Origin of the sequence: Martinezella lusitana (assembly GCF_900094565.1) — a bacterium.
GTDB classification, from domain to species: domain Bacteria; phylum Pseudomonadota; class Alphaproteobacteria; order Rhizobiales; family Rhizobiaceae; genus Rhizobium; species Rhizobium lusitanum.
The window spans coordinates 13144-33879 of record NZ_FMAF01000042.1; the positions used below are offsets into that span (position 1 = coordinate 13144).

Consider the following 20736-nt stretch of genomic DNA (forward strand, 5'->3'; position numbering starts at 1 on the left):
GAAGATCAAGGAGACCGATCATGCATGAACTACTGGAATGGCTGAAAGACCAAAAGGGTGGTGTCAGGACTTTCTCGGATTTTCGAAATATGTCTCTTTCAATCAGGTATGCGAGGCCGACCAATGCGGCGCTTGCACGTTTGTTGGGAGATTTGTCCGGTCGCTTTGCCGATGCATATGACGACCAGCCCTTAAGAGCTACGGTTGCCGATGAAGCGATGTCCCGCCTACTCAATTTTGTCGAGCGCGCCGTTGCGATCGAGGCCGCCACGCCCGAGGAGCGATTGCACCTCCTCAATGACATAGGCGTGTCTGAACTAGAAGATTGTAACTGAACCGCAGGCGCTCAAATCTCACGCTGCGGTCGCCGGCTCTGCCTTAGGCCTACGTGAGATTAAGGACAAGGCGCCCATATCGAGACGATTACGAAAACAGCTTGACGTAGTCGTCTCAATAGTTAGATTTTTCGCATAAAATTACACTTATCGACGAAATGAAACGACTGCACGACCTCTGGAAGGAGACCGAATTGCTTAAGAGAAATGACTTTTCCCGGCTCGGGAACCATTCGATTGACGATTGCCTCGATGAGGGCCAGCGGCGGCAGATGATTTCCGCTGCATCGGTGAAGATCGAGGAACTCTTCGACATCCTGCGCATCGATCATGTCAACGATCACAATACACGCGATACACCGATGCGATTTGCCAAGATGTTGGTGTGCGAAACGCTGGAGGGACGTTACTCGGAGCCTCCCAAGATCACCGAGTTCGAAAACATTGGAGCCTTCGACCAACTTATCGTCACGGGTCCAATCGAGCTGCGCTCGACCTGCGCACACCACCTTATGCCGATCCACGGCAGCGTCTTCATCGGGATTCTGCCGTCCAAGGACGGCAAGATCATTGGACTGTCCAAATACGATCGGATCGTGAACTATTTTGCGGCACGACTTCAGATCCAGGAAGAGCTCGTGAAGCAAATCGGCGACTTCATCTGCGAGAAGACGGACCCCCAGGGTCTCGCGGTTCGCATCAGCGCTGTTCACATGTGCAAGACCCACCGCGGCGTCAAAGCATCGCAGGCCAGTCGCATGGTCACGAACGCATTCTACGGAAGGCTGGAATCCGATGCTGCCAAGAAGTCCGAATTCTTGCAGGAATGCGCAGCACTCGAGAAGTTTTGAGGTGACCCATGACCAGCAGCATCACTATGCCCGACGACCGGGTGACGAGCACGCGCAAGCACATTGAAACATACAGATCTACGAAGAGCTACGATCACAATGAAGGCCTATCCTGTTGCTTTCGGCAATGGCGCGCCGATTCCCATTGCCAGCTGATCCACGGCTATGCATTGGCAGTCAAATTCGTCTTTGCCACCCATCATCTCGATGAACGAAACTGGTGTTTCGATTTTGGTGCACTGAAGGAAGTCAAAGCCTGGTTGCATTCCTTGTTGGATCACACGATGATCGTTGCCGCAGACGATCCTGAGCTACCACGCTTCCACAATCTTGCCGATGCAAAACTCGTCGATCTGCGAATTTTGCCAGGTGTTGGCTGCGAGGCGCTGGCACGATATGTCCATGATCATGTAGCGACCATCGCACGAGAAAAGACCAATGGGCGCGTATGGCTCGAGTCGGTTGAAATCCGTGAGCATGCCGGCAATTCGGCCATCTACGAACTCCACTCCCACACTCCGCATTGATTTAAAGGCTGGAGGACCGCCCGCAGCCTACGAGCTATTGGCAAACACCATATTTTTCGATCAGTTGCTCCAGAAAACGAGCTGCATCACTGCCCTTCAAAGACCGCTCCCACAATTGTTTGGCAATATCTTCGTGTAGGGTGATGGCTTCAGGCGATGACGTTATGAGGCCGACACCGACACGAATGTTCGGCTGTTCGCCCAAACGGAACGGGCTGATGGCCAGAACTGAACGCGACGTTTGGCGAAAGATCTGAAAGCTTGTCGCAGGTGGAGATTGGGGAACGATACACATCTGAACACCGATCGGCTGCGTTTTTAGCAAGTCTACGATATGCAGCGCTTCGCGCTTTGCCATAACGCGACGCTTTTCCTGTATGTCATCGGGCAAATCCGGTCGACCAACCAAGCCATGCAAAAGAAATCGCTCAAGATCGGAGGAGGCAATCAGATTGACCAGCAGCGGTCGGCGTCTGAGATACGCGTCCTTGCGCTGCTTGAGAACAACAAGCAACTGTTTGATGGCCGCAGCCGCAGCCGTGTTCTCTGAAGAGTCCTGAAATACTTCACTGAGCATGTCGTCATAGACTGGCGACGTCAGCAGATAGGATATTGGGCCAAAAAATCCTATGATCTGCTCGCTTTCTTCTTCAAGCTGTCGCATACGCTCGAAGAATGCGACAGCGGTGTCGACATATTCCATCCCAATGCCGAGCAGGCTCTGCAGAGAAACGCCAAGCACGTTGGTAATTCTGGTTAGCGTCTCAATCTTGAAGATCTCGCCCTTTTCGGCGCGATAAAGCGCCGCACGTGAGATTCCGAGCCGCTCAGCAAGCTCTTCTGGGGACATGCCACGTCCGATGCGATAGGCGTGCAATCTGGCGCCGATATCGCTGACACGGATCGAGTCGTTCGCTACTCGTTCGTTTTCCATCGTTTCTAACATTCTAACTCTACTTTAATGTTTTGTAATACTTTTTTGATCTTTGATGTCAACGTCTCATAAGTGGCGAATGAAGCTTATAATCCATCAAAAGTCTAGAAAATCGGACCCCGCGGCTACGAAGCGACCTATCATCACTTTAATCGACGGCACTTCGCCACACGATCGCGAACCAATCACGTTCCGTTGATCAGCATGATACCGAGCACCACGGCAACTATTCCTGCTATCTTCTCCAGCCTCAAAGCTTCGCCAAACACCAGCTTTCCCAATATTGCCGAGACCGGCAAGCTTGCCCGCCGCAGAATGGCGACGACCGAAGGCAAAGAGCCCGGCAGCGAAACGGCATAGAAGGAGAGCATCTCGCCCCCAGCAATCAACAGGGCCGCCACCGCCAACGCCCTTGAGACGTTCTTCGCGGATTGGCTCAAACGCCAGGAAAGCGGCGTGGCGGGTCGACCGGCAAAAAGGAGAATTACCAGAAGCAATCCCAGTCGATACAGATCTGACAGGGCTTGCAGAACGAAGCTGTCCGCATGGGCTATTGAAAGAAGGTTCTTGTCGTAGATAGGCATGATGGCGGAGCAAGTCGCAGCGCTGACCGCCAGGATGTAGCTCAGCGTGAGATGTCGTCGAGGGCAAGATGTGCCGGACGCAGACAAGGTGCGCCGATAGTCTGTCCGGGACACCGTAACCACCCCGAGCAGGATTGCGACGATCCCTAAGCACGCGGCGACTGAAGGCCGGTCGCCGTACATCAAAGTTCCCGCCGATAGCGCCAGAACGGGAGAAAGCGCACGCAGCGCCGAATAGGTGCTCAGCGGCAATGTCCGTAGTGCAAGGAATATCGGCGCGTAGGCGAAAAGCTGAAGCAGCGACCTGCCCAGCACCAGCAACTGGATATCGGTTGGCAGATAGACGGACTGCAGGAAAGCCTGCGACCTGCCGGTCAGGCTCAGAATCGGCACCCACACCAGCATCCCGAGAAAGTAGAGACCAAAGCAGGCGACACTTGGCTTGAGCCGCCTGGAAAGATACTTGAGAAACACATCGCCGCATCCAAGGACGGCGCCGGCTGAGGTCGCAAGAATTATCCACATGCGATCACTCCCACGGGCGCGCGGATGGCAGACGATGCATGCTCAATCAAAGCGGCGCGCGTTGCGATCAATGTGTGTCAAAAACCTCGCGATAGAGCCGAAGCCGCGCCTCGGTTACAGCCTTTTCCAAAGCGGTTGGCTGTCCTGGATCCTTGGCCGGCGGCAACATTCCAAACTTCATCAGACAAAGCATCAGCAAGAGGCGTGCTTTCGTTGCCGTCAGGTTTGAACCGCCGACGAAAAGCCCGCCCGACAATGCAAAACCTTCCGAGTTCCCGCGCCCAACGATGACGACCGGAACGCCGCAATAAAGCGCCCGCTCGAGCGCTACCGCTTTGGAGCTTGCCGCCGGCTTGCCGTATGGTGAAAGCCCTTCCAACACGAAACCTGACAACGGATGTAGTCGCAAATACTGATCCAGCGTCGCGTTGATCTCGACCTCCAGATCCGGCCTTGTTCCGTAGTCGTCTTCGGAATAGCTGTAATCCTTGACGATCGAAACCTTCGGAATGGCGTGCTCCAGCAGCTCGCCGCGGCCGTTCTTGATTGGAACGGTAACCCTCTCCAGCCGACCTTCGGAAAGAGAAATTCCCATTACCTCGTCTGGTAGACGAGTGATGTTGACTGCGGAGTCACGCGTATGTTTGGCACAGGGCAAGAACCGCAAGCTCGGACCGCCCTGTCCGGCCGAGCCGATGACACCACCATGCCCGCCACTTGCGATATAGCCGCCAGGGCGCGCGTCAACCTTGGCAACCTCGCGTGCCGCAAACACTCTCTGATCCTGCACAAGAACCGCTCCCGCCCGATTGTGGCCTTGCTCATCGGCCCAACAGCGCGACCGAATATAATGGACAGAGTCGATGAGGTTGCGGGGCCCATCATTGCTAGTCTCACCGTGATATCGTTGCGAAGCATTACCGCAAACCGGCGCCGTCACATCAAGCACAAGGTTCAGCCAATAGATCGTTTCCTCAATTCTCGGACTTCCCTGTGTCCAGATCGCGCCATCATAGTGCCCGCTGGAGAGGATCCGTTGCGCGGCGTTAGTGATCTGCGCAAGGCTTGCCCTGGGCGGCGACTTCGCAAGATGCACCGGTCGATAGGCAAAGAAGTCGCGTCCCTCGATTTCGGGAGCGGTCGACGCGCTGCCTTGGGCGCCCTGCCCTTCTGTAGCACTTCCCTTTGTGTATCCGCCTGAGGGAACGACGCGGAAGAAATCGACATCGGCGATGTTCGCAATCGAATTGCCAAGACCGAGTGGGTCCACCCCCAATCTGTCGATCTCGGCGAACATCCGCTCACCGTCAGGCATGAAAGGCTGCCTGCTGGCATCGCGCGGCGCCTTCGGCGAAATCCCATCCGCCTCCCAGGCACTTCCATCGCGTTGGCGCGCCATATATGGCAGCGGATAGTATCCATCCTCTGGTCGAAGTTCGACCTTCAACACCGCCACGTCCGTGGCCGATGATCGGGTGGGCGAGAACCGGCCCTGCGCGTCCAGATAGCCGTCGGGGTCGCAATAGAGCTCGGCTGCATCAGCCTCAAGCGGATGTGCAGAGAAATGCTCTATATAGACCCAGACCGGCAACGCCAGTCTTTGAGGTCTCAGAGGATCGTAGCGCGAGGGGTTGCCATCGACGTCACTCAACAGCGGCAGGCCATGCAGCCTGCGAGCCTTGTTGGAGGTTATCAGCGGTGGCGTGTTGTGGATGGTGGCATTTGGTCCGGCCAGATGCGCGATACGGACTTTGCGGCAGTCTGACCCTTCAGGCATGCGCACCGGCCTTGATAACGGATGCAGGCCCCTCGCCCAGGGAGACACCATAAGTTGCCAGGGACGATTTCAGCCGCGGATAGATCTCCTGCCCGAACGATCTCAGGTCTTCCACAAAGTCGATGAATGTCAGCTGCATGGCATCAAAGTCCGCGGTCACGATGATATCCGCCAGCTTTTCGGCGATCGTGATTGCCGAACCGATCAACGGCGCGCCGGTGCCAAATCCGACCATCCGCGGATTGCGCAAAAAAGATGTCCTGTCGGCCGACGAATCTCGTTGGTCGCGCTCGAACGATTCGATCAGATTGCTGAAGGCGGCCTCATCGCGGCCTGCGACGATGTGATTGAAGCGCTTAAGTGCCTGCTCATCGGTGTCTCCTTGCACAATGAGCATATTGCCGGAAGCCTTGACGGTTCGGCCCCGCGCAGCCGCCACAGCCTTGACCTCGAGAACCTTCTCGGGTCGGGCTCCGACGAACTGATAGTCCGAATGCCTGGCTGCAAATTGCAAGCCCTCGTCAGACAGGCCGGCAGAGACAATGGTTGGATAAGGCCTCTGGATCGGCTTGGGGTCGCAAACGCAATTGCTAAGCTGAAAGAACCGGCCTGAATGGTTGCAGCGTTCCTGCGACCACAATTGCTTGACGACCGTCAGCCATTCATCGGCATAGTCGTAACGGATCGTCCCATAATCCTGCGGAACAACGCCCATCTGTTCCAGTTCTTCCAACGTATTTCCGGTCACGATGTTGATGCCAAAGCGGCCGTTACTGATTTCGTCGGCTGTTGCAATCATTTTCGCGGCCACGACAGGATGGAGAAGCAGCGGATTGATCGTCGCGAACAGCTTGATACGACTGGTAATGCTGGCCAGAGCAGAGCTCATCACCACAGGTTCGATCGTCTTTTGCCAAAATCCACTCTCTCCGCCAAATCCCATCCATTTCCCCATCGAGAACAGAAAGTCGAAGCCGATCTCCTCAGCGAGCGTCGCAATCTTGCGCTGCAGCGCAAAACTGGGATGGTATTGCGGCGCGGTCGTCGACATTAGGAAGCCATTCGTGCCGACCGGCATGAAAACGCCAAGCTCTATCCTGCGCATTTGAGTTCCTTTCAAAACAGGGGGAGTAGCTGCCGCTGTTCACGTCAGTTACCTTCGTCATACAATCGGGTGACCGCAGACGTGGCCGGGTTCAACTTGAACAATCCGGCGCGGTCCGCCGCGGAGGCGCTTAACTGCCGTGCTTTGCGCTTGATTGCGTCTTCATCCAGTGTCGCAATCCGCCCGCTCGCATATAACGGCACGCCCGCAACCCAGGTCTGCGCGATCGAACTTGTGGTGGCAGAATAGACAAGGGCCTGCAAAGGATCGAGAAACGGCGTCCATTCGATGTGATCTGTGTCGAAGAGTACGAAGTCGGCCTGCTTTCCGACTTCGATAGAGCCGATCTCATCGTCCCAAAGCAATGCCTTGGCTGCGTCGACCGTCGCCATGCGCAATGCCTTTTGCGCTCCCACCGCCTCCGGATCGTTCCTCGCATCCTTGAAAAGGCCGGACACAATATGCATCTGGCGCATGAGGTTGAGATTGCCGGAGGCGGAAACGCCGTCCGTTCCCAGTCCAACAATGACGCCCCGGTCCATCATGTCGGGGTACCGGCCAATCCGGCTTGCGCCCTTGGCCAATTTCAGTGATGAACAGGGGCAGAAAGCAACCTTGACGCTGTGAGCCGAAAGAGCGTCCAGATCGGCGTCGTTGACCGCCACGCAATGGGCAATGACGAGATTAGAACCCAGGCCGCCGGCCGCAGCAATCCGTGAGACGGGCCAAGTGCCATAATTTCTCTCGCAAACCTGCGCCTCCTCCGCAGATGTTGCGAGATGATATGTCGTACCGACTCCCAGGCGCTCGGCGAGCGCTCTTGCCCCGACATGAAGCTCCAGTGTGCAGGGCTCCTTGCCTTCGATGTTGACCCAGCAGCGGATGCGGCCACCGGCTCGCCCATTGAAGCGACGCACACAGTCCTCCAAGGCGGCAAGCGCAGTCGCGGCGTCCGGGAAAAAATGATGATCCATCATTTCTGCCGACCAGCCCTCGGGAATGTCTTTTGGACGATTGTCGGCTGCATGCCTGCCGGTGATGCCGCGGATCCCTGACCGTTCGATGGCATCGACAACATGCTCGGGATCGTGCTGCGAACCCATGTCGAGAAAACACGTGGTTCCGCAACGCAGCATCTCGCAGATTCCCAAAAGCGCGCCGTAATATTCATCCTCCGTCGTCACGTGTGCATAAAATGGCTTCGCCCAATTAAAGACCCAGGCTCGCGTGTTGAGATTGTCGGGGAAAATTGCCCGAGACAGCGTCTCGGAAAGATGAACATGCGTATCAATGAAGCCAGGGCAAAGAGCATGCCCGCGACCGTCGACAACCTGATCATATGTCAGATCCCGGCAACGCTCTGCAATCTCTGCGGCCGGACCAACATCCACGATGCGGCCGCCGTTGAGGACGAGGCTCGCACCGCGAAGAACGGTATTGTTCGCATCCACCTGAAACAGGACATCCAGATTTTCGATCAATGTGCGCATGATGCCACTCAGTCAACCAGCGCCGGCGCTTTGAAGGTTCTTAGTCTGTGCCCTTCATTGTCGCATCGGATCTCGCCGACCGTGCCGCCATCGTAGCGGTCCATGACCTGCTTTATGTCTGCGGACACTTGCGATCGAAATGCGCGGTCTTCCATCTCCGGCCCCATCGCGAGGATCGAAGAGCCCCAACTGCTCATCGCCACTCCGCTGACGCCCATTTCGTGCAAGCGGCGCATCGTTGTCGAGACGACTTCCGACTGGCATTGGATTTGATGCGACTTCCAGCGGCACTTCTGCAATTCGTTGATGCCGCGTGCGAAGACAGCAGGGTCATCCTCAATGACGGAAGGCACGAGCATCATCATCGTTATATGGCACACGGCCCTCACATCCTCCTGCGGGATCGGGCAAACACTTGCGAAGAGCTCCTGCTCCAAGGCGCCATGGATCTTGCGTGCGATCGGCGTGACGAGCAGCATCGGCCAATCGGGCATTTTGTAGCGAGCCAGGAGCGGGCCAGGCGGAATATCCGTCGCCCATCCAGACGTCATGAAGGCGCCGGCCTTGACCTTGGCTGGATGGCCGCAATCAATGACAAAGCCCCCCTTGTCGAAACTGTTGGACCCGATGCCGGAGGTCCCGCCACGTCCGACAAAGCGCGCGAGTTCGCGTCCGGCAAAGTCATTGCCAAAAAGCGCCGTGTAAGCTCTGGCGACCCCAAGGAGCAATGCCGTCTTCGAGCCAAGCCCGGCGTGAGACGAAACCGGTGACTTTACGGTAATATCGACATGGGGCAGCCCGAGCTTCTTCTGCAGCCCAGCGAGCGTTGCCGCGATTGCCCCTTCCGCTTCGTGACGATCTTCCGGATCATCGATAAGGCAGGCGACCTGATCCGCTCCGCTTGCTGGCAATGCAACAATCTCAAATCTTGGATTCGACAGTGCGAATCCAACTCCACCATCCACGCGGCCCGAGAATGCACCATTCAAATCCGTCAGGGTCAAATGGAAGCGACTGGGCGCGCTTACGCTAACTCTCTGATATACCATGAATAACTTCCTCTAATTAACAATGGCTTTGCCGGCGGCGGCGAAGGAGAAGCCCTGTATCGGAGCTGGGTATCCCGACGAGCAGGTGACCGAATAATATTGACAATAAATCGCTTTGTCTACATAAATAGACAAAGTTGATATTTCGAGAACTTTCTCTAATTGGAGACGGCGATTGCCGTTGCGCTCATGATTGATCCGTCAAGCAGGCTGCAAAAGCGCCGGAGAGTAGGTGTCGATGGTCCATGAAACCTATTGGCAGCGGCTTGCGCATGTCATGACAATGGGCTCCAGGGACCCGTTTGCCCAAAACCTGCCGCCCAGTCACAGACTGCGCGTCGGTTTCAGCTGGAGCATCAAGCCCGAATACGCCTGTTTTTATTTCGCACAGCAGCACGGCTATTATTCGAGTGCGGGGCTGTCGATCGAGTTCCGCCCCGGCAACGGAGCGGAAAGCGCATTGCAGGTCTTGCGATCTGGCGGGATCGATCTTCTCGTTCTGCCCTGCCCATTTGCCGTTAGTGCCATCCAAGGCGGCGCACCGGTCAAGATCATGGCGCTTTATCAGCAGGTGGCGCCCGTCTGTCTTGTGTCGCATGACGACTGCCCGGTCCGTCACCCCCGTGATTTGGAAGGAAAGGCCGTGGCCATGTTGCTCGGGGAAACCGGTACCGCGTTCCTCGAACACTTCTGCCAGAAAAACGCGGTCGACTACGAGAAAGTCGGACGCCGAAACACCCGGCCGCAAGATAAGCTCGACGCTTTTCGACGCCGTGACGTCGATGTCATCAGCGTCTATCGAACGAATGAACTGCCAATTCTGAAGAGCTCGCTTGAAAACTCGCTCGCAGAGCTGGACCTTGCCGCGTTCGGTCTGAAGATCCCTGGAATGTGCATCGTCACGACAGATACCTTGCTTGACGAGCAACCTCAGATCTTGCGTCGGTTTCTGCAGGCCACCAGCAACGCGACAGCCGCCGCGCTCACAAAGAGACTTCAGCTGCAGACCGTCGCACAGGCGCTCTGCAATCATGACAACGAGGCCGATATTGTCCGCCAACAGCTCGATGCTTTTGTCGGTTCGCTATCGCGCGATACAACGGCGCCTTTCGGCTTTTGCGATGACCGAATGATCAACGCCTATCTGGCCGAGACCGGTGTCGCGCTCGCCGGCCGGCCCTGCCGCTATACCGCCCATCTTGAACCTGAGGATATCGATGGCCATGGAAGCGCATGCTGACAGCCAATTTGCACCAATTTCAAAAGAACGCTTTAAGGCGGCGATAGCACCGCTTGCCGGGACAGTGTGCGTCGTCACGACCGATGGCCCCGGCGGCAAGGCAGGGTTTACCGCATCCAGCGTTTGCGGCGTTTCCGATGACCCGCCAACCTTGCTCGTCTGCATCAATCGCCAGAGTTCGGTCCATAACGCGTTTGTCGCAAACCAGCTCTTCTGCGTGAATGTTCTTGCCGCAAGCCATCAGAGCCTATCTCGTGCATTCGCCGGAAAGACATCGACGGACGCAAGGTTTGCGATTGGTGATTGGACGGCCAGTGAAACCCCGCTTCCCGTGCTGCCAACAGCGGTCGTCTCACTGGAGTGCGAAGTCGTCCGCTCCATGGATATTGCCACTCACAAGATTATTTTTGGCAGGCCCTTCGCCATCCACGGCGAGGCAGGCGATCCGTGCCTGATTTACTTCAGGCGACAATACCATCTGCTTGGCATCGCTTCGTAGGAAGGCGGCCAGCGCCATCATCTCATGAACATCTCGGAAAGAACAATGGAAGCCTATCTTGTTGACGCAGTAACCGCAATCATTGACGAAGCCGCCGCCGCCGCAATACTCCCGCGTTTCAACCGGTTGCATACAACGGAAATCGAAGAGAAAACGCCAGGCGAAGTGGTAACGACGGCCGATCGCGACGCTGAGTGGATCATCTCTCGGCAATTGGCCGGCCTTGTTCCGGGTTCGCGCGTTGTCGGCGAGGAGGCGGCGGCTCAAAATCCCTCCGTGCTCGATCAGCTCGACGAGGGAGATGTCTGGCTCGTCGACCCCTTGGACGGTACAGCCAATTTTGTCGCAGGATCACCCGATTTTGCAGTCATGGTGGCGTTCCTGCGAAACGGACTGACGATGGCCTCATGGATGCTTGCGCCGCTTTCACACCGCCTCGCGATTGCAGTGCGCGGTCAAGGTGCGACGTTGAATGGCGATCGCGTCAAGGTGACAAGTGCCCCCCAGACACTCTCGAAGTGTCGAGGAGCGGTGCTCACACGGTTTCTTCCCGAGGAGATGAAGAACAGCCTGTTCGCCGGCAAGGACGAATTCGCCGAACTGCTTCCGGGGCGCAGATGCTCAGGCATAGATTATCCATCGCTTGTCGCAGGAGAACAGGACTTTTTGATGTTTTGGCGACTGCTACCTTGGGATCATGCCCCTGGAGTCCTTTTTGCCGAAGAGGCAGGCGGTGTCGTGGCGCGCCTCGATGGCTCTAAATATCTACCGGGCGATCAGCAGCCGGGCCTGCTCATCGCCCGGGATCCGGAGGTCTGGCGCTCGGTGCATCGGCTTCTCACCGGGCAAGCGTCACTGCGCTGAACAGCCCAAGATCCGCCGTGTCCATTGGAGAGCCCTCATGATCCGCACCAATCGGGCCGCCGTCATTCTGCTTATTGCATCGGGCGTCGCAGCCGGAATGCAATTTGCAAAAGTTGCCGTCATTTTCGATGAGATCCGCGCAGCCTATCATATGGGCACCGCCGCCACGGGCTTTTTGGTCTCCAGCCCTGGTCTCCTTGGAGTGGTTTTGGGTGCGACAGCAGGTCGTCTGTGTGGGCGTATCGGCTTCCGCCGAGCTTTATGTCTTTGTCTGATATTGGGCAGCTGTTGCTCCTTCTTCCAAGCTTTGATGCCGCCTTTGCTCCCACTTCTGCTGAGCCGGATCGTCGAGGGTCTGTCTCACCTAGGGATCATTGTCTGCGCTCCTGTCTTGCTCCTGTCGACAACCGCCGAGCGGTCTCAAGCTGTCGTCATGGGTGTTTGGGGAAGTTTTTTCGGAGTGGCATTCTTCATATTGGGATCGATTGGCGTGGCTTTCGCGCGATCCTTCGGAATTACCGACCTGTTCCTTCTGCACGGCGCGCTCATGCTTCTTCTGGCACTGGTGGTACCGATATTCCTCGACGCTGATCAGACACCCCCTCGCAACACCCAGTTCCCGGGTTTTGCAAGCCATATTCTGGGTGAGACGGTTGAGACCTACCGCAGCCCATCCACACGGCTGCCCGCATTCATCTTCCTGTTCTACACTTTTACCTATGTGGCCTTGGTCATCTTCGCACCGCATGTTTCTGGCGATGCAGATCAGATTGCGTTGCTGCGATCACTATTGCCATTGGCCGGAATAGCGGGATCGGTAACGAGTGGAGTGTCGGCCAAGCTCACGAAGGCGCCGACCACTTTGGCAATGACGGCTTATCTCGCCGTTTCCTTCATGGCGGTTCTGGTGTTCGTCCTCGGTATTGGCGACCTGACGCTGGCAGGCGCCCTTGGCATGATGTGGTGTCTCGGCATCGCGCAAGGGTCCGCATTTACAGCAATTCCATATCTGGCGGAAACCCGACAGCAACGCGGTCGTGCGGTCGGAGCGATCGCGCAGCTTGGAAATCTCGGCTCAACGATCGGTGCACCTTGTTTTGCCGCGATGTTCGGTGGTTTCGGGATACGCGGCGTCGGATCCTTGGTGGTGTTTACCTGCCTCGCAGGAGCCTTAGTTGCATGGAGCGGCACACGGTATCTTCGCCGCAGAACCCGGCGCCGGCCGCATACTCAACCGTTTTCAGCATCATAGAAGTCAGCCGATAATGTCCAGCTCCCTATAGTCAGGAAGCTTAGCATCAAGAAGGCAACCGTTGCGCACGACAAATCGGTCTGATTGCGGGCGGGCCAGGACCTCACTCCAGTTGCGACCGCCAAACACGACCATATCGGCCCCACCCCCGACGGCCAGTTTGCCCATGGAACGTGCACGGCAGATCCCAGCTGGCGTACTTGTCAGGAGCCGTGCGACATCGTCCAGCGGATGATCAAGATGCATGATGCGAATTGCCTCTCGCAAGACCTCCAGCGGATCGAGGTCACCGTAAGCGAAAAAGGGATCGCGGGTATTGTCCGAGGCTACGGCTGTATCGACACCCGCAGCCGCAAGCTCCTGCAACAATGTGACGCCTCGCCATCGCGGCGTCCGCCCGCGCACTCGGTCCTGTAGATAGAGATTACACATGGGCAAAGACACGATCGCGATCTTTGCTGCCGCGACCTCGCCGATCGTCCTCAGGGCCGTATCGGCATCCTGGAGCGCAAGAGAACAGCAATGCCCGGCAATGATCCTGCCTTCAAACGCCGTTTCTTTTGCCAACGAAGCAACGGTCGCCAAGGTGTTTGTCGTAGGATCGTTTGTTTCGTCGACATGCAGGTCAAGGTCATGTCCACCCTTCGAGGCCGCCTTGATCAGGGTTTTAAACCTTGTCTCTAGCGCAGGTCCCGGCTCGGTCACGCAACCAAGATGGATGCCATGGTGCTTGGCCAATCTCAATATCTCACCGAAGAATCGCTCGTCGTCGACAAGATCGAGTGGAAACATCGCGACCGCCTGCAGGGAAATCCGATCTCGCCAACGATTTCGGACCTCCGAAAATGCCGAGAGAACCGCATGATAGCTGGCCGGCCGACAATCGAGATGTGTGCGCAGCAGATGCGTTCCGTGCGCAAATGCGCACCGAAGCGCGAACTCCATCCGCATCATGACATCCTCAATCGACCAGAACGGTCGATCCCGTCTGACGGCCTCCAGAGCACCGCTGAACGTACCATCCAGATTGCTCGTTCGCGAACAGATGTGGCCTTTGTCGAGATGCGTATGCATATCCGTGAAGCATGGAAGAACGATCCCGGAATCGATGTCGGCGCCATACAATCCGTGCTGGACAATGCCGGCGGGGGTAATTGCGGCAATGGATGAACCGGCAACAACGATATCGACCTTGATTAGATCTTCGCCCGAGAACCGAAGATGGGCGTCAAGCACGCAGCGAGGGACCCTTGCATTGGCGAGGACGAAGGCTTCGCTCCGGGGAAAGTCGGCTCTGTCGAACAGCATGGCGGGGGCGCCCCTGTCAGAAACGCTGCATTTCGTGCTGCACCGCGGCGAGGAATCTCGTGCGCGCTACCGCAGTCGTGCGGTTCATCGAATATTGGCCGAGATATAAGACCTTGGCCATCGGATGGATCTGAGCCCTGATGACGCGCTTGACGATCCGCCTGGGCGGATCGCCGACAATGAGCGCCTTGGTGCGATCTGCCCCGTATGTTGTAATCGCCGCAAGCTTTGTGATGTGCTTCAAGGTGTACTGCATCCGTCCGCCCTCAAGTTTGAAGGACACGCCGGGCAGGAAGACTCGATCGAAAAATCCTTTGAGAATGGCCGGAAAGCCGAAGTGCCAGATCGGTGTGACCAATACTAGCGCCTGTGCGGCCTTCAGGCGGTGGACATAGCCTGCCACCGCCTCCTGGTTTACCGATTCATCGTGGTAGACGATACGTTCATGACGCGACAATACCGGGTCGAATTGCTCCGCATAAAGGTCGCAGTAATCAACCTCGTGTCCTGCTGCTTCAAGCCCTTGTCTTGCCTGTCGGCAGAGCGCCGCACCGTAACTTGATTCAACCGGATGGGAATGGAGAAGAAATACGCGCATCTGGCGCTCCTAGGAGTAGTGCAGTCGAAGCCGCTAGTTGTGTGAAATTGGCGAGCCGATAGCGTCCCCTTTGCGCAACTGTGTCTTTAGTCCGGGAAAGAGTGCCAACGCGTTCTCATTGGCAATCTTGCCGCGGTCGATGTCTGACAGTTGCGATGCCTGGAGAGTTGAAAGCGGGGCCATATCCGCTGGCGGAAACGAATAGTCTGTTCCAAGCACGATCCGGTCGGTGCTGACGGTTTCGGCAAGAAAGCGCAGCGTTCGCGGGGAGTGGACGATCGTATCGAAATAGAGGTTCTTCAGATAGAACGACGTTTCGTTCTCGGCGGCATAATGTTGCTGCTGCTTGTTCATCCGACTGTGAAGCCGATCAAAACGCCCGATCAGGAATGGCAATAGACCGCCCCCATGAGACAGAAGGACGTTTAGTCCGGCAAAACGGTCGAATACGCCTGAACCGATCAAGGAGCCGATCGCCAGCGTGGTATCGTATGGATACTGCACGACCTGCGTAAGCGCATACTTGTTCACACGCGAGCCAGGAACGGCCTGGACCGGATGGATCATCAAAGGTACGCCGAGTTCCTGGAGTTTCGACCACAGCGGATCAAGCGCAATGTCTCCCAGATTGACCTCGTCGACATTGGCTGCAACACAGATGCCGACAGCCCCCATGGCCTGCACCGCATGAGCCGCTTCTGCCGCCGCCAGTTCACCGCTGTTGAGCGGAACCGATGCCATGAAGGAAAAATGTTCCGGATAGGCCGCGCATAGCTTCTGATAGGCACTGTTCATGAGGCGGTGCCACGCGACGGCCTGGGATGGCGGCAACCCGTACCCAAAGATATCCGTCCATTGGCTGAGAACCTGATGTGTGACGCCCATCTCGGCCATGCCTGATAGGCGCTGCTCGACTGTTTCAATTAGCTTGGGGAAAAAGGGGCGTACCTTAAGCCCGTAATCGAAATGGAGAGCGGGAACAGCCTGCGGCGTCTCCCGATGCAGCGCGATGCCGAAATCCCGGGCACTCTCCTCAAGCGTATGCAGAACCTCAGCTGGAACGTAATGGGCGTGTGTATCGATAGCCATGCTTTCCCTTTCCGATGAAATATGCCGACTTTCGGTCGTGTCGGCGTCGAACTGCAACGCCTTGCCTTCTATGTCGCCGCGACGATCCCCTCGCCGTTTCTGAATGAGCGTGCTTGGGCGCTCTTCTCGTGCACGATTGCTCTTAGAACGTTGCCGCTGAAGCCTTCGCGCACGATCCCCCGCGCCATCGTCGGAACAAGCGTCCGTCTGGCATCGCAAAACGCAGCTTCGAGGTCGGCGAAAGTCGCACCCTGATGTCCGATGCCCGGCGCAAGAATGAGCCCATTGTCCATGCGCGCCACCATGTCGGCCAGGCGATCGCCGATTGTGGCTCCCAGCACACCGCCGATTACCTTCTGCTCTTTGCGAATGTTGAAGGCGGCGATCTGCTCGGCCAGAAAGCCGGCAACCGTCGTTTCCGCATCTTGAACCAGCGCAGTCTGTATGGGCGCGCCTTCCGGGTTCGACGACATCAGAACAACGAATATGCCTTTGCCGTATTCGGCCGCGACATCCAGAATCGGCAAAAGCGAGCCGAAGCCCATATAGGCGTTCACCGTCAGTGCATCCGCATTGAAGTAGCTTTTCGGCCCGAGATAGGCTTGCGCATAGGCCGCGCAGGTCGAATCGATATCGCCTCTCTTGGCGTCCATGATGACGAGCAGGCCTTTTTCGCGCGCCATGTCGACAAGACGCTTGAGTTCCAAGAGCCCGTCGGCGCCAAATCGCTCGAAATAGGCGATTTGCGGCTTTATGATGGAATTCAATCCATCGGATGCCTGAAGCAAGCGCTCGCAGAAAGATCGCACGCCTTGGCAATCGTCTGGCAGGCCGGCTGCATCCAACAGTGCTGTCGATGGATCTATGCCCAGGCAGAACGGTGATATGGTGTCAGCAACATTGTGAAAGCGAGTTGCAAAATCCATCTATAATAACCCTTGCTCAATCGCTGAGATTGTCGAGCTGACGGCGTCGGCGCTCGTTCGCTGTTTTAAGTTTGAACAAATACGGCGCGGTCATCGGTAGCCGATACGGCGTCAGCTGTGAGGAGAACGCATCTTCCACCGCAGCAGCCACTGCCGCACCGGCTGCGTTGATCCCGCCCTCGCCGGCCCCCTTCAGGCCGAGCGGATTTGTCGGGCTCGGCCAGTCTTCGAGCACCAACACGTCGAAAGCGGGTATGTCGGCCATTTTAGGAATGGCATAGGTGGAAAGCCCGGTGGTGTGCGGGTAACCGTCGTTGGAATATGTTATTTCCTCAAAAAGCGCGCCACCAATACCCTGAACAGCGCCCCCAACGAGCTGCCCTTTGACAAGGTCGGGATTGACGGCACGCCCGATGTCATAGGCAATGCAATATCGCTCGGCCCGAACCTGCAGCGTATCCGGATCGACGCTAACCTGCGCGATATGAACCCCATAGGGATAGCTGACATTTTCTGCGTCAAACGTCGTTTCAATTTTGAGGGCCGGCGCGTTGTCGCCGTTGCCCATATGCAACCGCGATAGGTCTACTGGCTGGCCGGCGATCTCCAACCGACCGTCTTGCAGATGAACAGCTTCGGGCGCCGCATCGAAAAGCTCTGCGGCACGTTTGATGATCGCCTGTCGAAACAATTGTCCAGCTGCATGAACGGCCGACCCCGCCATGATGGTGGCTCGCGAGCCAAACGTGCCGCCGCTTTGGGAAATGCGATCCGTCTGGCCGCGGACCACCTTGAAGTCACTCATGTCCAGACCAACGCTATCGGCAGCGATCTGGGAAAGAACCGTCTCGAGACCTTGCCCGAGAGAAGAGGCACCGGTGACGAGCTCGACAGAGCCGTCGGATGAAAGACAAAGGCTCGCCGTTTCGCGCAACGCGACACCAGATTTTTCAACGAACATTGCCAGGCCGACGCCGACGTGCTCGCCGGCCGCCCGACGATCAGCCGCCGATTTGCGCATTCCTTCAAAATCGAAAGCGCGCACAGCCTTGTCCAGCGTCAGGCCATAATCGCCGGAATCATAACGAACCTTCTTGCCGGCGGCAGTTAGGTCTCGATCAAACGGCATCTCTGAGGCAGGGATTAGATTCCTGCGGCGCACCTGGATCGGATCGATCTTGAGCACACGCGAGATGGTGTCCATCATGCGCTCCATCGCAAATGTCGCTTCAAAACGACCCGGCGCGCGATACGTGCCGCAAGGCGTTTTGTTGGTCAGCCGAACGCTGGCTTGGGCCCGATATGCGGGGATCCGATAAGGTCCGGGTAGAAAGGCGCAGGACAGATCGGCAACTTTGATCTCGTGCGTGCGCAAATACGCTCCCTGATCGGCAACGATATCGGCGGTCAATCCGAGGATTACTCCGTTGTGATCAACGGCAGCGTCCAGCATGACAACTTGGCCGCGCGAGTGATTGGTCGCAAGGAAATGCTCCCGCCGGTCTTCGATCCATCGTACCGCGCGCTGCAGCCGAAGTGCTGCAAAGGCAACAAGAACATCTTCAGGATAGAGCTCGCCACGGACACCAAAGCCACCGCCCACATGCCCCTCGCGCAGGACGACCCGGTTCGGATCCAGGCAGAGGATCCGGGCAAGCTCGGCGCGGTTTGCATGAACCACCTTTGCGGCGCCGTAAAAATCAAATCCGCTGGCGTCGCCATGAGGGACAGCCAGCGCACCTCGGGTCTCCATTGGAACCGCGGTCTGCCTGGCGATTTCGCAGGATATCGAAAACCGATGCGCTGCCGCTTCAAAGGCAGCGGCAATGTCGCCGTAGGACTTGTCAATGCCTGCAGCCTCTTGCACGTGAAGCCCAAGTCCGTCATCCGGGCCAGGCGCTACTGCATTGCTGACGGGAGGAAGACATTCTACATCGAGTGTAACAAGCTCTGCCGCATCTTCGGCGATGCGCGGATCGGTGGCAATGATGATTGCAACCGGCTCACCCACGTAGCGCAATCGATCAAGGGCCAGCACAGGTTGCTGATAAAGCGACAGCTCGGGTTCGACGACACGGCGAAATCCGATCGGGGCGAGCTCGCGTGTGTCGCTGCCGGTGAAAATGGCGACGACGCCGCTGACAGATTTTGCGCGATCCACTCCAATGGCGTTCAGGCAGGCATGCGGATGTGGCGAACGCACGACGTGCATATGCAGCATGTTGTCAAACGACAATGCGCCTACGAAACGCGTCCTGGCGCTGAGCAGGTCCTCATCTTCTACTCGTTCGACCGGTTTTCCGACAAAGCTCATTGCAACTCCCCGAGCTCATCACCGCGGGAGGAAAGCAGATCAGCCACGGCCGAGACGATCGGCTCGTAACCGGTGCATCTGCAGAGGTTCGACGACAGAACATGCCGTGCCTCGTCGAGCGGCAAAGCCCGGCGAAGGATGTAGTCGACCAGTACGAGAAAGCCCGGCGTGCAATAGCCGCATTGCAAGGCCTTATGCTTTTTGAAGGCTCTTTTTATCCTTGCAAGCATGTCCGGCGAAGAAAGGGCTTCCGCAGTCTGGACATGAGCTCCGTCTGCCTGAACCGCGAGAAGCAGGCACGCGCGTATCGGCATTCCATCCAGCAAGATTGTACAGGTTCCGCATTCGCCCTGAGCGCAACCAACGCGGACGCTCGCCATGCCGCATTGTTCGCGCAATTCGTCAGCAAGCGATGTCCTGGTATCAACGCTGACAATTTGCTCTCTACCGTTCAATTTGAATGAGATGTGGCCGGACATCTGCTCTGTTGTCATTGCATCATTGCCTGTTTCAATGCACGTGTTATCGCCGCAACCGCGATCTCCCGGGCATAGCGGCAATCGGTACCCTCGATCATCTGCAGGTGGCCAACCTCGCTGCGAATGATATCGGCAAGGGCGATATCTTCGCGCCAGGCCCTGCGGGAGTTCGCAAGCTCATTTTCCAGCGAATAGAGCCGCAAAGGACGCGGCGTGCAGGCTCCGATTGCTATCCGACAGTTCAAGATCCTGTCATCGTCGCGTTGCGTTGCTACGAGCGAAAAGGCCATCGCTGGCCTTCCCGCAGAGGGTGCAACCTGTGCGAATCCGAACACTTCATTCAAATTGGATAGGCGCATGTCCGCGCCTAAGACGACTTCATCCGGTCCAAGCCAGGTTTGAGCCGGCGGTCCTAGGACGTCAGCGTAACGTTGGCGACGAGTGCCACGGGTCGATGCAATCACCACATTCGCATCCAACAGCACCGAAAGCAGAGTCCATTGTGAAGCCGGGTTCGCCAGTGCAAGACTGCCACCAAAAGTGCCGCGATGTCGGATGGCAAGATTGCCGATCTGCGAACCGATCTGCTTTAGCACGCGCAGAAAGCAGATCGGCAGCCCCAACCGTTCGACTTCACCCTCGCAGAGCGATTGATGGCGCACCATTGCGCCGACCGAGAACACGCCATCGGAAAACGACATTCGAGAAAGTCCGGGAATGCGACCAATGTCGATGAGCGTGCCAGGCCTTACCTTGCGCAGGTTCATGAGCGGTATCAGGCTCTGACCTCCGGCGAGAATAGCGCTGTTGGGTGCGTACCGCACCAAAAGTAACAAGGCGTCCTGAAGCGTCATCGGCCTGTGATACCGAAATGGAGCAGGATACATGGCATGCCCTTACCGACCAAAAAGTGGACGTCAACTCATAAATAACCGTATGTCTCAATATTGATACTATGTCAACAAATAGAAATTTATCGGCAGCCTGCTA

20 protein-coding genes are annotated in these 20736 nt (G+C 57.0%); 7 read left to right on the plus strand and 13 right to left on the minus strand.

Features of this window, described 5'->3' with window-relative positions:
* The first annotated feature begins 20 nt into the window (after positions 1-20).
* From GA0061101_RS35475 to GA0061101_RS35485, 3 genes are all read left to right on the plus strand, one after another.
* The gene (locus GA0061101_RS35475) at positions 21-335 is read left to right on the plus strand and encodes a hypothetical protein (RefSeq protein WP_037197848.1); all 315 of its coding nucleotides are present in this window, start codon (positions 21-23) and stop codon (positions 333-335) included.
* A gap of 194 nt (positions 336-529) precedes the next feature.
* Positions 530-1186, plus strand: coding sequence for a GTP cyclohydrolase I (gene folE, locus GA0061101_RS35480; RefSeq protein ID WP_162693674.1), 657 nt, complete (start codon positions 530-532; stop codon positions 1184-1186).
* 8 nt (positions 1187-1194) lie between these two features.
* The gene (locus GA0061101_RS35485) at positions 1195-1713 is read left to right on the plus strand and encodes a 6-pyruvoyl trahydropterin synthase family protein (RefSeq protein ID WP_197072772.1); all 519 of its coding nucleotides are present in this window, start codon (positions 1195-1197) and stop codon (positions 1711-1713) included.
* Positions 1714-1747: 34 nt separating this feature from the next.
* Here the strand turns inward: GA0061101_RS35485 and GA0061101_RS35490 are convergent, their stop codons facing one another.
* The 6 genes from GA0061101_RS35490 to GA0061101_RS35515 form a co-directional block, all read right to left on the minus strand.
* Entirely contained in the window at positions 1748-2659 is a 912-nt protein-coding gene (locus tag GA0061101_RS35490; RefSeq protein WP_245297648.1) for a helix-turn-helix domain-containing protein, read from the minus strand.
* Between the two features lie 173 nt (positions 2660-2832).
* On the minus strand, positions 2833-3756 hold the full coding sequence (locus GA0061101_RS35495) for a DMT family transporter (RefSeq protein ID WP_037197850.1): 924 nt from the start codon (positions 3754-3756) through the stop codon (positions 2833-2835).
* A 67-nt stretch (positions 3757-3823) separates the two neighbouring features.
* Positions 3824-5533, minus strand: a complete 1710-nt coding sequence (locus GA0061101_RS35500; protein WP_037197851.1) for an asparaginase domain-containing protein — start codon at positions 5531-5533, stop codon at positions 3824-3826.
* Complete coding sequence (locus tag GA0061101_RS35505) at positions 5526-6638, minus strand: LLM class flavin-dependent oxidoreductase (RefSeq protein ID WP_051963673.1); 1113 nt, start codon at positions 6636-6638, stop codon at positions 5526-5528. Before GA0061101_RS35505 ends, GA0061101_RS35500 begins: the two co-directional genes overlap by 8 nt.
* 44 nt (positions 6639-6682) lie before the next feature.
* Positions 6683-8128, minus strand: coding sequence for an amidohydrolase family protein (locus GA0061101_RS35510; RefSeq protein WP_037197852.1), 1446 nt, complete (start codon positions 8126-8128; stop codon positions 6683-6685).
* Between the two features lie 8 nt (positions 8129-8136).
* Positions 8137-9177 carry a beta-ribofuranosylaminobenzene 5'-phosphate synthase family protein gene (locus GA0061101_RS35515; protein WP_037197853.1) on the minus strand — a complete coding sequence of 347 codons (1041 nt, stop codon included), beginning with the start codon at positions 9175-9177 and terminating at the stop codon, positions 8137-8139.
* A gap of 238 nt (positions 9178-9415) precedes the next feature.
* Between GA0061101_RS35515 and GA0061101_RS35520 the strand changes: the two genes are divergently transcribed.
* The 4 genes from GA0061101_RS35520 to GA0061101_RS35535 are packed head-to-tail and all read left to right on the plus strand — an operon-like array spanning position 9416 to position 13032.
* The gene (locus GA0061101_RS35520; protein ID WP_051963675.1) at positions 9416-10417 is read left to right on the plus strand and encodes an ABC transporter substrate-binding protein; all 1002 of its coding nucleotides are present in this window, start codon (positions 9416-9418) and stop codon (positions 10415-10417) included.
* The gene (locus GA0061101_RS35525; protein ID WP_051963703.1) at positions 10401-10916 is read left to right on the plus strand and encodes a flavin reductase; all 516 of its coding nucleotides are present in this window, start codon (positions 10401-10403) and stop codon (positions 10914-10916) included. Before GA0061101_RS35520 ends, GA0061101_RS35525 begins: the two co-directional genes overlap by 17 nt.
* 45 nt (positions 10917-10961) lie before the next feature.
* On the plus strand, positions 10962-11780 hold the full coding sequence (locus GA0061101_RS35530; protein ID WP_037197857.1) for an inositol monophosphatase family protein: 819 nt from the start codon (positions 10962-10964) through the stop codon (positions 11778-11780).
* Positions 11781-11817: 37 nt separating this feature from the next.
* Positions 11818-13032, plus strand: coding sequence for an MFS transporter (locus tag GA0061101_RS35535; RefSeq protein WP_051963678.1), 1215 nt, complete (start codon positions 11818-11820; stop codon positions 13030-13032).
* Between the two features lie 3 nt (positions 13033-13035).
* Here the strand turns inward: GA0061101_RS35535 and GA0061101_RS35540 are convergent, their stop codons facing one another.
* From GA0061101_RS35540 to GA0061101_RS35570, 7 genes are read right to left on the minus strand one after another with little or no spacing between them, the layout of a single operon-like run.
* The gene (locus tag GA0061101_RS35540) at positions 13036-14340 is read right to left on the minus strand and encodes a cytosine deaminase (protein WP_037197858.1); all 1305 of its coding nucleotides are present in this window, start codon (positions 14338-14340) and stop codon (positions 13036-13038) included.
* Positions 14341-14356: 16 nt separating this feature from the next.
* Positions 14357-14938 (minus strand): NAD(P)H-dependent oxidoreductase, encoded by a 582-nt coding sequence (locus tag GA0061101_RS35545; protein WP_037197859.1) that lies wholly within the window; start codon positions 14936-14938, stop codon positions 14357-14359.
* Between the two features lie 33 nt (positions 14939-14971).
* The gene (locus GA0061101_RS35550; protein ID WP_037197860.1) at positions 14972-16084 is read right to left on the minus strand and encodes an amidohydrolase family protein; all 1113 of its coding nucleotides are present in this window, start codon (positions 16082-16084) and stop codon (positions 14972-14974) included.
* An 11-nt stretch (positions 16085-16095) separates the two neighbouring features.
* Positions 16096-16953: an orotidine-5'-phosphate decarboxylase gene (gene pyrF / locus GA0061101_RS35555; RefSeq protein WP_037197862.1), complete on the minus strand. Its 858-nt coding sequence runs from the start codon at positions 16951-16953 to the stop codon at positions 16096-16098.
* Between the two features lie 16 nt (positions 16954-16969).
* Positions 16970-19267 carry a xanthine dehydrogenase family protein molybdopterin-binding subunit gene (locus tag GA0061101_RS35560; RefSeq protein ID WP_051963680.1) on the minus strand — a complete coding sequence of 766 codons (2298 nt, stop codon included), beginning with the start codon at positions 19265-19267 and terminating at the stop codon, positions 16970-16972.
* On the minus strand, positions 19264-19761 hold the full coding sequence (locus tag GA0061101_RS35565; protein WP_037197863.1) for a (2Fe-2S)-binding protein: 498 nt from the start codon (positions 19759-19761) through the stop codon (positions 19264-19266). Before GA0061101_RS35565 ends, GA0061101_RS35560 begins: the two co-directional genes overlap by 4 nt.
* Positions 19758-20633, minus strand: a complete 876-nt coding sequence (locus GA0061101_RS35570) for an FAD binding domain-containing protein (RefSeq protein WP_081938753.1) — start codon at positions 20631-20633, stop codon at positions 19758-19760. Before GA0061101_RS35570 ends, GA0061101_RS35565 begins: the two co-directional genes overlap by 4 nt.
* Positions 20634-20736: the final 103 nt, after the last annotated feature.